Below are 12,199 nucleotides of genomic sequence, written 5' to 3'. Positions count from 1 at the left end.
CAGCCTCCCCGGACGGGGACAAGGTGGAGCGCCCTACCGGACGTGCGACCTTGGCCCCGTCCGGGGAAGCTGGCAGCCCGTGTGGTGCCCGGCGAGGTGATCTGCGGCGGCATCTCTGAGGAGGGTCGGGGTTCGGAGCAGCGCCCCGAGGTCTTCCGAGGTCTTGTCGTCCCCAAGCGTGGCCGGCAGGCCCGGCCGATGCCGGCCGAAGGTCGCCAGCAGGCCGGGGCCGGGCCGGCGCGGCCCGCTTGCGGGCCGCCTTGACGTGTACGCCGGGCTATTCGGTGACGACCTGGACGCGGTCGCCAACCGGCTGGACGAGGCGGGTCGCGGCTCGGGATGCGGACTATCTGCGGACTGGCACGTCCGGCGGCGGTGTCGTGGACCTTGGGAAACGGCGAAGCCCAGGTCGATGACCTGGGCTTCCGTGCCGAGCCGCCTGACGGAATCGAACCGTCGACCTACGCATTACGAGTGCGTCGCTCTAGCCGACTGAGCTAAGGCGGCAACGATCAGCAAGTGTACGGCACCCCGACGTCGCCAGCCGAACGGGATACCCCCACACCGTCCGTGCGCACCAACCGGACATCAATCGCTATCTGGACGTTTACCAGACAGCGGATGATCGGGACCGGGACTACGCTGCGGCGGGTGAGCGACGAACGCGACCACCCCGGCCACCCGAACGACGCCACCGAACGCCCTGATCCGGTACCGGCCGAACGCGCCGCCCACCGGCCGAGCAGCACCGACCCGCTTGAGCTGGGCTTCACGCCCCGCAAGCCGGTTCCGTGGCTGGCGCCGTTCCTGCTGATCAGCACCGGCATCCGTACGCTGCTGGCGGTGCTGTTCGGGGCGTACCTGGACAAGCGCGAGTTGCAGAACGCGTTCGACGACGGTGTCTTCCGCCAGGTGGGGCCGGACGGCGGGCTGTGGCTGGACTACGTGGCGGACCTGGGCGACGGCTTCAACGCCACCTACTCGGTGGCGTACCTGCTGGCGCAGCCCGAGCTGACGGTCGACGGGCACCGGCTGCCCCGGGCGCAGACGCTGGTGATGGGTGGCGACCAGGTGTACCCGTCGGCGGCCTACGCCTCGTACGAGGACCGGTGCAAGGGGCCCTACCAGGCCGCGCTGCCCGTGCCGCCGCCCGAGAAGCCCACGCTCTTCGCGGTGCCGGGCAACCACGACTGGTACGACGGTCTGACCGCGTTCCTGCGGTTGTTCGTCCGCTCCCGGGACCGGAACTTCGCCGGGTGGGGCACCGGCCAGTCCCGGTCGTACTTCGCTGTCGAGCTGCCGGCGGGCTGGTGGCTTCTCGGTGTGGACGACCAGTCCGGCTCGTACCTGGACGACCCGCAGTTGGCCTACTTCGACGAGGTGGCCCGACGGCTCGGCCCGGAGTCGAAGGTGATCATCGCAGCGCCGGCGCCGACCTGGGTCAAGGCGGCCGACAGCCCGACGGCGTACGACTCGATCGACTACTTCATCCGGACGATCATCGATCCGACCGGGGCGCGGGTGCGGCTGTTGATCTCCGGGGACCTGCACCACTACGCCCGCTACTCCGGGCCGGAACGGCAACTGATCACGTGCGGCGGAGGCGGCGCCTACCTCTACCCCACCCACAAACTGCCCGAGCGCATTGAGGTGCCGCCGCGGGACACCCTGGCCCGCCGGGCCAGCTCTTCCCAGCCGTACGACCTGGTGGCCCGCTATCCGGACGCGGCCCGCTCCCGTCGCTACGGCTGGGGCATCTTCCCGAGGCTGCCGTTCCGCAATCCGGGCTTCACCACCCTGCTCGGCATCCTGCACACCCTGCTGATGCTGGCCATGGCGGGCGCGACGGCGAACTGGGCGGACAGCACGGGTCAGCGACTGTTCAGCGTCCCGCTGGTGGTGATGGTGCTCGTGACGGTGCTGGCGGCGATCCTGTTCGCCAAACCGCCGAGTGCGAGCGGCAAGCGGCACGTACGGCACGGGATTCTCGGCGTCGGCCACGGCGTGGCGCAGGTGGCCCTCGCGGCGGCCGGCACGTGGGCGTGGTTGGCCCTGCCGTTCTACGACTGGCCGTGGCCGCTGCCGGCGGTCGCCGCGGCGGTGCTCTACGGTCCGGTGATCGGCCTGGTGGCCAGCCAGTTGGTGGCCGCGTACCTGCTGGTGGCGGGCTCGTTCGGGGTGAACGTCAACGAACTCTTCGCCGGTCAGGGCATCGAGGACTCGAAGGTGTTCCTGCGGTTGCGCATCGACCCGGACGGCACGCTGACGATCTTCCCGATCGCTGTCGACCGGGTCTCCCGGGACTGGCAGGTGAACCCGGACCAGTCCCCAACAGCAAGCTGGCTGACCCCGAAGACCACCCTGACCCCCCGCCTGGCGGAACCCCCCACAGTCCTGCCCTGACCCCTACCCACCCGCAGAGCGCAGGTGATCAAGAGGTTTGCGTCAGAAATCGAGCCGAGCATGACGCAAACCTCTTGATCACCGCGAAAGCGGGGTTGGGGGTTAGGGGGTGTAGTGCTGGTCGTGGGCTTGGCGGGGGGCGCAGACGGAGGCGCGGGAGCAGGAGCAGCGGGAGCCGTCGGCGTCCAGGCGGACCGTCACCGCGTCTCTCGGGACGCTGTGGCCGACCACCCGGCCGTCACCCTCAGGGGTGGAGACCCGACTGCCGACCGCCGGAGCCGTCTCCTGGAAACGCTGGTACAGCGGGTGTTCGTACTTCAGGCAGCACATCAGCCGGCCGCACGCACCGGAGATGCGCAGCGGGTTCAGTGGTAGGTCCTGGTCCTTCGCCATCCGAATGGTCACCGGCTCGAAGTCGGTCAGGAAGGTGGCACAGCACAGGTCCCGACCGCAGGAGCCGATGCCGCCCTGCACGCGCGCCGAGTCACGGGCGGAGAGCTGACGCAGCTCGACCCGGCAGTGCAGGGTGGCACCCAGGTCACGGACCAGGGAGCGGAAGTCCACCCGGTGCGGTGCGGTGAAATACACGGTGCTGCGCTCGCCGCCGCCTTCGGCGGAGCCGAGCACGTGGTCGACGGCAACCACCTTCATCGGCAGGCCGTGCGAGCGGATGAGCCGTTTCGCGGCCACCTTGGCCTCGGCCTTGCGGCGACGCAGCGTCTCGTCCCGCCGCAGGTCGTCGTCGGCGGCCAGCCCCAGCAGCCGGGGGAAACCGTCGGTCTCCTCGGTCACCCACTGCGCGGCCCACACGCACTCCGCCACCTCGGGCCCGTCGTCGGTGGGCACCAGCACCTTGTCGCCGACCTGCGGGCGCAACTCACCGGGATCGAGGTAGTAGAGGCGCCCGTACCGGTTGAAGCTGACCGCGCAGAGCATGCCCATCCCCCCACCCTACGACGCCTTCGTGGCGGAGAGCACCTCGGTCGATGACGCCATTCGCATCCATGACCGTCGAATCGACCTATTGCCGGGCGGCCCGTCGTGCCGTTGCTCCTCGCCCGGACGGTTGAATCCGGGCCCGGGCAGGAGACAAGACGTACCCCGACAGCGTTGAGTGAAGGCACACCTGCGGGGGGTGCAGGGGGAAGACCACGGCGTCGCCGGGGAGCCGACTCAGGTCAGGCGCCCGTGAGCGACGCCGTGGTCTGTCCGGGACCTGTGCGGCGACGGCCGTGGACCGGGGCGCCGGCTACCAGCCGACCCGGGTGGGCTGGTCGTAGCGGGGTCGCCCCTCCATCGGTGGTCGCCACGTCGCCTCGGCGAGGCTCGGCGCCCACTGACGCAGCAGCGTCTCCGCACCGTCGTACGCCACGCAGAGCACCGCCAGCACCCGTGCGGCTATCTCGGCCGCGTCGGCAACGCCGGGGCCGACCGGCCCGGGCCGCGTCGACACACCGGTGGCGGTGGCGGCCACCACGGCTACCGCTTCCGCGGAGCGCAGCACGTCGGCCAGCGTCCGGGCCAGCGCGAGTCGGCTGCCCTCCACCCAGTCGGCGAGAGCGTCGGCGTAGCCGGCTGTGGATTCGAGCCGCCCGACCAGGCTGTCCGGCCCCTCGTCGAGGTGGTGCAGCAGTGCCGCCCGCTGCTGCCCGTACGCCGTGGCGGCCGGGCCGGACCAGAGCACCGCGTCGGTGAGCGCGGCGGAGACGTCGTCGTACCCCCGGACGAGCCGACGCACCGCGTGCCCGGCGCCGGCGAGCGGTGCGGGGTGGAGGTCGAGGAAGCCGCGCACCGCGTCGCCCGGCAGCACCTGCATCCGACGCAGCAGCGGCCAGACCCGGTGGCCCTCCGGGACTCCCGCCGCGATGAGGGAGTCCACCCGGTGCAGCAGGTCGAGGCCGGGCTCGGCGAGCCGGTCCAGCGCGTCCATCACTGCTCTCCGGCGAGCCGGCGGCGGGCCGCGCGGTCGACGTCGGCATAGCGGTCGGCGGCCTCCCGCACCGCCGCGGCGGCGGTGGCCAGTCGACCGGCGGCGGCGCGGGCCTCGCGGGCCCGGTCGTCGGTGGCGGTGGCCCACTGCCGGTGCAAGGCACGACCGATCTCGCCGGGCCGACCCGGGGCGTCGGCACCGAAGGCGGCCTGGGACGGGTCGGTGGCGGTGACGGTGTGCGAGACGGCGGTGAGCGTGGCGCTCGCCTCGTCCAGTCGGGCGGAGAGCGCGCGCAGTGTGTCCATCTCAGGCTCCCGCGAGCGGTCGGTAGGCGGCGAACGTCTCGTTGTGCAGCTTTTCCCGGGCCCATTCGGCGGCGTCCGCCGCTGCGGTGACCGCCGCCTGCACGGAGCCGGCCACGTCCCGAGGGCTGCGGGTGTGCAGCGGCCCGAGGAACCGGACGTCGGTGATCCGCCCCCCGGCGGTCACCACCACCTCGACCAGACCGTCCGGAGAACGGACGGTGACCTCGACGGTCGACACCGCCTGGTCGAACTCGGCCTGTAGCGACTCGATGCGGCGGTAGCGCCGCACCGCCTCCTCGATCCAGGCTTCGTCGATCTCCCCCCGCGGCATCGGCCGACTCCTCCCGGGTGATCCCTTACTCAGCGTGCCCTCACCGTCACCACGGCACACGGACCGTACCGCACAGCAATCGGACCTGTCGATGCCTGTGGACAACGCTCGGAGGGGTGCGGGTCAGCCCTTCCAGAGGGCGAGCATCATCGCCTCGACGGCGATCCGCGGTTTCACGTTCGACTCGATGGCCGCCCGGCAGGCGAGCACGGCCTCCAGCCGGCGCAGTGCCCCCTCGGCGTCCCACTTCTGCGCGCCGGCACCGGCCAACGCGGCGGTGTCGGTGTGCACCGGGGCGACGGGCGCGCGCAGCGCCATCGTGAGCGCGTCCCGGTAGAAGCCGGCCAGGTCGACGAGCGCCCGGTCCAGCGCGTCCCGCTGGGCCCGGGTGGCCCGGGACTTCTGCCGCTTCTCCAACTCCTTGAGCTGACCGGCGGCACCCCGGATCGCGCCGGACGCGCCCCGGCCGGTGCCACCCGCGCCGAGCGCGGTCTCCAGTGCCGCCCGCTCGGCCGCGTCGGCCTCGGTGACCGACGCCGCCGCCTCCGCCTCGGCCGCCTCGATCAGCGCGGACGCCGCGTCGAACGCCGCGCCGACACCTGTCAACCGGCGGGGCACCGCGAGCACCGCCTCGCGCCGCTTGCGTGCCTCCGGGTCGCGGGCCAGGCGGCGGGCCCGACCCACGTGCCCCTGCGCTGCCGCCGCCGCCCACTGCGCCACGTCGGGCGCGACGCCGTCCCGGCGGACCAGCACCTCGGCCACCGCGGTGGCAGGCGGCTGCCGCAGGGGTACGACGCGACAGCGCGACCGGATGGTCACCGAGATGTCGTCCGGGTGGGTGGACGGCGCACAGAGCAGGAAGACCGTACGCGGCGGGGGTTCCTCGATCGCCTTGAGCAGCGCGTTGCCGGCGGCCTCGGTGAGCCGGTCAGCGTCCTCGATGATCACCACCTGCCAGCGGCCGCCCGAGGGGGTGCTGGCCGCCCGCAGCACCAGCGCACGCATTTCGTTGACGCCGATGGACAGCCCTTCCGGCACCACCAGCCGAACGTCGGCGTGGGTGCCGCCCATGGTGGTGCGGCAGCCGGGGCACTCACCGCAGCCCGTGCCGTGCACGCACTGGAGTGCGGCGGCGAACGCCCGGGCGGCGACCGAGCGGCCGGAGCCGGGAGGGCCGGTGAAGATCCAGGCGTGCGTCATCCCGGCGGCCGGGTCCACCCCGCCGGCCGGGGTGTCGCCATCGAGCGCGTCGGCGTCGCCGGCGGCGATCAACGCGGGCGCCCGGTCGACCGCGCCCGCGCGCAGCACGGCCGCCGCCGCGGCGGCGGCCCGGCGCAGCTCGGTCACCGCCTCGTCCTGACCGACCAGGTCGGCGAAGACGTCCGGCATCAGGTCTTGTGCTCCATCGTCACCAGCTCCGCGTCGGATAACTCAGGCTGCACCGAGGTGTTCGGGCCCTGCGCCGGCCGGGGGTGCACGATGCCGCCCGGGCTGCCGAGCATCTCCTCGACACGGCGGACCACCTGCCCGGTGATCTCGTCGGCCGGTCGGGACGCGTCGAGGACCAGGTAGCGCTTCGGGTCGGCGGCGGCGAGGTCGAGGAAGGCGTACCGGACGCGCTCGTGGAAGGCGACCGACTCGGCCTCCAGCCGGTCGGTGCCGGCGTTGCGCGAGGCGACCCGGGACAGGCCGGTGTGCGGCTCGACGTCCAGCAGCACGACCAGGTCGGGCTTGAGCCCACCGGTGGCCCAGGAGGAGAGCCAGGAGACCTCGTCGACGGGCAGCGTCCGGCCCGCTCCCTGGTACGCCAGGGACGAGTCGACGTACCGGTCGCTGATCACCACTCCGCCCCGGACCAGCGCGGGCCGGACCACGGCGGCCACGTGGTGCGCGCGGTCGGCGGCGTAGAGCAGCGCCTCGGCCCGCGGCGAGGGGGCCTCGTCGCCGGACGTGTCCAGCACCAGCGACCGGATCCGCTGACCGACAGCTGTCGCCCCCGGTTCCCGGGTGACCACCACGTCGCGCCCCTGGCCGCGCAGCCGCTCGGCGAGCGCGGCGAGCTGGGTGGACTTGCCGGCGCCCTCGCCGCCCTCGAAGACCACGAACAGCCCGGTGGAGACGAACGGCTCGGAGGGCATCAACGGACGGCCCCGGATCGAGCCCCAGAGGTCGGCGAGGACGGGGACACCCTTCTTGTCGTCCATCTGGCCGAACGCGCTGATCCCGGCGAAGATGCCGGCCGCACCGGCGGCGAGGAGCAGCAGCCGGGTCGAGGAGATGGACACGCCCAGGTCGGCGATGGCCAGTTTGCGGGAGCCGCCGACGCCGACCAACACGCTGCTCAGCCCGATGGCCAGGATCAGCACCAGCCGGGTGCCGATCTGCACCACGGCGAAGACCCGGCCGCGCACCTCGTCGGCCACCTCGCCACCGAGCAGCGTCGTGCCGGCCAGGAACGCCATCCCGGCACCGGCGCCGACCAGCACCGCACCGACGATCGCCATGGACAGGTGGATGGCGAAGGCGAGGGTCATCACGGCGGCGCTGGCGAGCACGATGCTCATGCCGAACCAGCGACGCCGGGACATCTCCTTGACGATCATCGGGCCGAGCCCGATGCCGAGCGCCAGGCCGACGAAGATGGCCCCGAAGAGCAGGGAGAACGCGGCGTCGCCGGCGCCCAGCGAGTTGGCGAAGAACTTGGCCGTTCCGACCACGATGCCGCCACCGGCGAACGCGCCGAAGATGCCCAGCACCAGGCCACGGACGAGCGGGGTCTGGCCGATGTACTTCCAGCCCTCGGAGAACTGCCGGAACATGCTCTGCTCGGCACGTTCGGCCTCACCGCGTTGCGCGTCGCTGATCTCCTTGATCCCGAACGCCACCACCAATGCGGTGGCGAGTCGGGAGAAGGCGTTGATCCAGAGCGCGAGCTGGGCCGGCTCGGCCCAGGAGGGAAGATCGCCGCCGACGGCACCACGGACGCCTCGGTCGAGCACGGCGAGGCCGATGGCGGCGGCGACCGGGGTGAGGCCGTACGTGGTGATCAGTGTGAGCTGGTTGGCCGCCTCCAGCCGGGCGCGCGGGATCAGGTTGGGGACCGCGGCCTCCTTGGCCGGGATCCAGAGCAGGGTGAGTGACTCGATCAGGAACGTGGCGATCAACGCCCAGCCGACCACCAGGCCACCGGCCGCGCCGGAGAGGGCGTAGAGCGGAATGGAGGCGAAGAGCACGAAGCGCAGCAGGTCACAGATGACCATCGTCCAGCGTCGGTCGAACCGGTCGGCGAGAACGCCGGCCACCGGGCCGAGTACCAGCGCGGGCAGCAGCCGGATCGCGGTGACCCCACCGAACGCGGCACCCTGGGCGGTGCTGCCCTGCACCTGCGAGGCGGCGAAGAGGGCGGTGGCCAGCAGGCCGAGCCAGTCACCGAAGGAGGCCGCGCCGAGCACGATCCAGAGCCGGCGGAACGGCTGGATGCGCAGAACTGACCGGATGGCGGCATAGCCGGACGGATCGACCTGACCGCCGCTGGGCTGATTGGCAGCGGCATCGGATCGATCGCCGGAGCGCGACACGCCGGGCGACTCGCCGCTGTTCTGGCTTTCGATGGCCGTACCTCCACGTGCCGGCCCATCACTGGGCGCCTCCGGTGGAACACTCTAGACCCGGTGGGGGGCCACCCCACCGGCGACATTCTCCTGCTCGCTGAGCCTAGGCCGCCGGAGCCACCGGCCGCAGCCCGGACGTACGCGAGGGTATTTCGCATTCGCCGTCGGACAGTTAGCGTGCACACGTGGCCATCGAAAGCGACAAACTTCGCGAGCGCCTGGATCGGGCGACCGCCCACCTCGACCCGCCCTACGCCGTGGTCGACCTCACCGCCTTCGACGCCAACTCGGCCGCCCTGGCCGAGCTGGCCGGCGGCAAACCGGTCCGCCTGGCCAGCAAGTCGGTACGCAGCCGAGAGTTGATCAGTCGGGCCCTCGCCCGCCCCGGCTGGCAGGGGATCATGGCGTTCACAGTGCCCGAGGCAATCTGGCTGGTCCGTGCCGGTGTGAGCGACGACGTCCTGGTCGCGTACCCGAGCGCGGACCGGGCCGCGATCGCCGAGCTGGCCACCGACCCGACCCTGGCCGCCGCGATCACCCTGATGATCGACGGCACCGGGCAACTCGACCTGATCGACGCCGTCCGGGCCCCCGGGCAGCGCGCCGAGCTGCGACTCTGCCTCGACCTGGACGCCTCCTGGCGGCCGATCCGGGGGCGGGTGCACGTCGGCGTCCGCCGCTCACCGGTGCACAGCGCACGGGCGGCCGGCGCGCTCGCCGCCACCGTCGCCGGCCGCGCCGGCTTCCGGCTGGTCGGGCTCATGTCGTACGAGGCGCAGATCGCCGGTCTGGGCGACGCGCCGCCGGGGCAGACGCTGCTGGCCGGCGCGATCAGGCTGGCCCAGCGCGGGTCGTACCGCGAGTTGCTGGCCCGCCGGGGTGCGGCGGTGGCCGCGGTACGCGAGCACGCCGACCTGGAGTTCGTCAACGGTGGCGGCACCGGCAGCGTGGCGGCGACCAGCGCCGATCCCGCGGTAACCGAGATCACCGCGGGATCGGGTCTGTACGGGCCGACGCTGTTCGACGCGTACCGAGCCTGGCGACCCACTCCGGCGGCCTTCTTCGCCTGCGCTGTGGTCCGCCGGCCGACGCCGGAGCTGGCGACGGTGCTCGGTGGCGGCTGGATCGCCTCCGGTCCGGCCGCCGACAGCCGGCTACCTCGGCCGTGGCTGCCGGCCGGGCTCAAGCTGGTCGGCACCGAGGGTGCCGGTGAGGTGCAGACCCCGCTGTCCGGCGCGGCGGCGGCCACCCTGCGCGTCGGCGACCGGGTGTGGTTCCGGCACGCCAAGGCCGGCGAACTCTGCGAACGGGTCAACGACCTGCACCTGGTCGAGGGGGACGCGGTCGTGGCGAGCGTGCCCACCTACCGGGGGGAGGGGCAGGCGTTCCTCTGACCCGCCGCCCGCCCCCGGGCCGCGAGCACGGATCAGGCGGGCTGGGCCTGCTGGCCGACAGCGGGCCGACCGCTGTCCTCGCCGTCGACCTGCCGGTGCAGGTACTCCCGGATCAGCGCCTTCGCTTCGAGCAGCACCCGCTCGTCGCCGTCGGACTTGCGCCGGAACGCGAGCTTGATCAGCGCGTCCGCCGCCTCGACCGCGATCTCCAGGACGAAGCGGAGCTTCGGTACGTCGGTGAGCCCGAAACGCTCGGTGAGCACCCGGGCCAACTGGTCGGCGATCACGCCGTTGTTGTCCCGCTGCTCGTCGAGCAGGTGCAGGTCGACCACGTCGCCGAAGTGCAGGGTACGGAAGCCGGGGACGGTGCGGTGCATGGTGATGTACTCGTCGATGCCGGCGTCGACGCCGTCCCACCAGTGGGTCATCTCGTCGGAGGCGAACCGCTCGTCGAGGCGCTGGAGGTAGGACTCCATCGTGCGCAGGGTCAACGCCTGCACGATCGCCCGCTTGTCCGGGAAGAACTGGTACACCGACCCGATCGCCACCTCGGCCCGCTCGGCGAGCAGGGTCGTGGTCAGCCCTTCGTACCCCACCTCGTCAACGAGTTCGGCGCAGGCATCCAACATGCGCTGTACCCGCGCGACACTTCGACCCTGCACCGGTACGCGGCGCAGCGGACCGGTCGTGGCGGCTGGTGTGGACACTCTGCGCCACCCCCCTTCGACGGATGAACATATCTCCACGTCACGAGTCCGTGACTACCGGTACAACGAGCGGATCGCAATTGCGGTATTTACCAGGTACAACGTTCCTGATATGAAGTCAGTTCATATTCATGAATGAGGAGCGCGCATGGTCGGCACCGCATCGCTCACCGCTACCTGGTCCAACTGGGCCGGCAACCAGCGTGGCAGCGCCACCGCGATCCTGCGCCCCGGCTCGCCGACCGACGTCGCAGAAGCCGTCCAGGACGCCGTCGCCGCCGGTGGCCGGATCCGCGTTACCGGCAGCGGCCACTCGTTCACCGCCGTCGCACTCGCCGACGACCGCCGGATGGAACTGTCCGAGCTGGAGACCCCGGTCAGCGTCGACGTCGCCCACCGGCTGGTCACCGTACCGGCGGGGATGACACTGCACACCCTCAACAGCCTGCTCGCCCGGCACGGCCTCGCACTGCCCAACCTCGGCGACATCGACGCGCAGACCGTCGCCGGGGCGATCTCCACGGGCACCCACGGCACCGGCGCCGGCTACGGGTGCCTCTCCACCTTCGTCGAGGCGATCACACTGGTCACCGGCACCGGCGAGGTGCTGCACTGCTCCGCCGACGAGAACCCCGACGTCCTCGCCGCCGCCCGGGTGTCGCTCGGGGCGCTCGGCGTACTGGTCGAGGTGACCCTGCGCTGCGTGGACGCCTTCGTCCTGCACGCCCACGAACGCCCGGCCGAGATGGCCGATGTGCTCGGCGAACTGCCCGCGCTGATCGGCCGGCACGACCACGTCGAGTTCTACTGGTTCCCGTACACGTCCCGGGTCCAGGTCAAGGCCAACGACCGGGTACCCGCCAACGACCGACCGCTGTCCCGCTGGCGCGGCTGGCTGGACGACGACTTCCTGTCCAACCGGGTCTTCGCCGGGGCCTGCCGACTCGGCCGGGCCGTGCCCGCCCTCGCGCCGGGGATCAGCGCGGTCTCCGCCCGCGCCCTCACCGAACGCCGGTACACCGGCCGCTCCGACCGGGTGTTCTGCACCCCGCGTCGGGTCCGCTTCATGGAAATGGAGTACGGGCTGCCCCGCGAGGCGCTGCCCGAGGCGCTCGCCGCGCTCCGCCGGATCGTCGACGGTCTGCCGTTCAAGGTGCTCTTCCCGGTCGAGGTGCGCTTCACCGCCGCCGACGACATCTGGCTCTCCCACGGCTACGGGCGGGACAACGCCTACATCGCCGTGCACCAGTACGTCGGCATGCCGTACGAGCCGTACTTCCGGGCCTTCGAGCAGGTGGCCGCCGGGCTGGGCGGCCGCCCGCACTGGGGCAAGATGCACTACCGCGACGCCGCGTCGCTCGCCGAGGCGTACCCCCGCTTCGCCGACTTCCAGGCCGTCCGCGACCGCCTGGACCCGAACCGCGTCTTCACCAACCCCCACCTGACCCACGTCCTCGGCGCGTAGCGGCCCTTGCAGATCTTGGAAGGAAGTTGCCCCAGGAGGGGCGTTTTCCTTCC

At 72.2% G+C, this 12,199-nt stretch carries 10 protein-coding genes and 1 tRNA gene; 3 read left to right on the top strand and 8 right to left on the bottom strand.

From position 1 onward, the window contains the following. Window positions 1-433: 433 nt before the first annotated feature. Window positions 434-507 (bottom strand) — tRNA-Thr (locus O7631_RS07240). A gap of 114 nt (window positions 508-621) precedes the next feature. Here O7631_RS07240 and O7631_RS07235 point away from each other — a divergent pair. After that, window positions 622-2,403: a metallophosphoesterase gene (locus O7631_RS07235; RefSeq protein ID WP_278143554.1), complete on the top strand. Its 1,782-nt coding sequence runs from the start codon at window positions 622-624 to the stop codon at window positions 2,401-2,403. Window positions 2,404-2,505: 102 nt separating this feature from the next. On the opposite strand, the gene ricT is transcribed toward O7631_RS07235, so the two are convergent. From ricT to tmk, 6 genes are all read right to left on the bottom strand, one after another. Continuing rightward, a complete protein-coding gene (gene ricT, locus O7631_RS07230; protein WP_269681451.1) occupies window positions 2,506-3,345 on the bottom strand; it encodes a regulatory iron-sulfur-containing complex subunit RicT in 840 nt (279 codons plus the stop codon). A gap of 307 nt (window positions 3,346-3,652) precedes the next feature. After that, on the bottom strand, window positions 3,653-4,333 hold the full coding sequence (locus tag O7631_RS07225; protein ID WP_278143552.1) for a hypothetical protein: 681 nt from the start codon (window positions 4,331-4,333) through the stop codon (window positions 3,653-3,655). Next, complete coding sequence (locus tag O7631_RS07220; protein ID WP_278143550.1) at window positions 4,333-4,638, bottom strand: hypothetical protein; 306 nt, start codon at window positions 4,636-4,638, stop codon at window positions 4,333-4,335. The genes O7631_RS07225 and O7631_RS07220 overlap by 1 nt, the downstream gene beginning before the upstream one ends. 1 nt (window position 4,639) lies before the next feature. After that, a complete protein-coding gene (locus tag O7631_RS07215) occupies window positions 4,640-4,969 on the bottom strand; it encodes a YbaB/EbfC family nucleoid-associated protein (RefSeq protein WP_007454690.1) in 330 nt (109 codons plus the stop codon). A 123-nt stretch (window positions 4,970-5,092) separates the two neighbouring features. Beyond that, window positions 5,093-6,358, bottom strand: coding sequence for a DNA polymerase III subunit delta' (locus O7631_RS07210; RefSeq protein ID WP_278143549.1), 1,266 nt, complete (start codon window positions 6,356-6,358; stop codon window positions 5,093-5,095). After that, on the bottom strand, window positions 6,358-8,448 hold the full coding sequence (tmk, locus tag O7631_RS07205) for a dTMP kinase (RefSeq protein WP_278147869.1): 2,091 nt from the start codon (window positions 8,446-8,448) through the stop codon (window positions 6,358-6,360). The genes O7631_RS07210 and tmk overlap by 1 nt, the downstream gene beginning before the upstream one ends. A gap of 317 nt (window positions 8,449-8,765) precedes the next feature. On the opposite strand from tmk, the gene O7631_RS07200 reads away from it, so the two are divergent. Continuing rightward, a complete protein-coding gene (locus O7631_RS07200) occupies window positions 8,766-9,974 on the top strand; it encodes an amino acid deaminase/aldolase (protein ID WP_278143548.1) in 1,209 nt (402 codons plus the stop codon). A 32-nt stretch (window positions 9,975-10,006) separates the two neighbouring features. Here O7631_RS07200 and O7631_RS07195 read toward each other — a convergent pair whose 3' ends face one another. Continuing rightward, entirely contained in the window at window positions 10,007-10,603 is a 597-nt protein-coding gene (locus tag O7631_RS07195; protein ID WP_269683700.1) for a TetR family transcriptional regulator, read from the bottom strand. Window positions 10,604-10,829: 226 nt separating this feature from the next. On the opposite strand from O7631_RS07195, the gene O7631_RS07190 reads away from it, so the two are divergent. Beyond that, complete coding sequence (locus O7631_RS07190; RefSeq protein ID WP_278143546.1) at window positions 10,830-12,146, top strand: D-arabinono-1,4-lactone oxidase; 1,317 nt, start codon at window positions 10,830-10,832, stop codon at window positions 12,144-12,146. Window positions 12,147-12,199 lie beyond the last annotated feature (53 nt).

Origin of the sequence: Micromonospora sp. WMMD967 (genome assembly GCF_029626165.1) — a bacterium.
GTDB lineage: Bacteria > Actinomycetota > Actinomycetes > Mycobacteriales > Micromonosporaceae > Micromonospora > Micromonospora taraxaci.
The sequence above is the reverse complement of the archived record's forward strand: the minus strand, read 5'-3'. Positions and strand labels throughout refer to the sequence as shown.

Excerpts from the sequence above, each read along its gene's own strand:
- O7631_RS07220 (WP_278143550.1), bottom strand. The coding sequence starts at position 4,638 with ATGGACACACTGCGCGCGCTCTCCGCCCGACTGGACGAGGCGAGCGCC.
- O7631_RS07195 (WP_269683700.1), bottom strand. The coding sequence starts at position 10,603 with ATGTTGGATGCCTGCGCCGAACTCGTTGACGAGGTGGGGTACGAAGGG.
- O7631_RS07235 (WP_278143554.1), top strand. The coding sequence starts at position 622 with ATGATCGGGACCGGGACTACGCTGCGGCGGGTGAGCGACGAACGCGAC.
- O7631_RS07210 (WP_278143549.1), bottom strand. The coding sequence starts at position 6,358 with ATGCCGGACGTCTTCGCCGACCTGGTCGGTCAGGACGAGGCGGTGACC.
- O7631_RS07190 (WP_278143546.1), top strand. The coding sequence starts at position 10,830 with ATGGTCGGCACCGCATCGCTCACCGCTACCTGGTCCAACTGGGCCGGC.
- O7631_RS07215 (WP_007454690.1), bottom strand. The coding sequence starts at position 4,969 with ATGCCGCGGGGGGAGATCGACGAAGCCTGGATCGAGGAGGCGGTGCGG.
- O7631_RS07225 (WP_278143552.1), bottom strand. The coding sequence starts at position 4,333 with ATGGACGCGCTGGACCGGCTCGCCGAGCCCGGCCTCGACCTGCTGCAC.
- ricT (WP_269681451.1), bottom strand. The coding sequence starts at position 3,345 with ATGGGCATGCTCTGCGCGGTCAGCTTCAACCGGTACGGGCGCCTCTAC.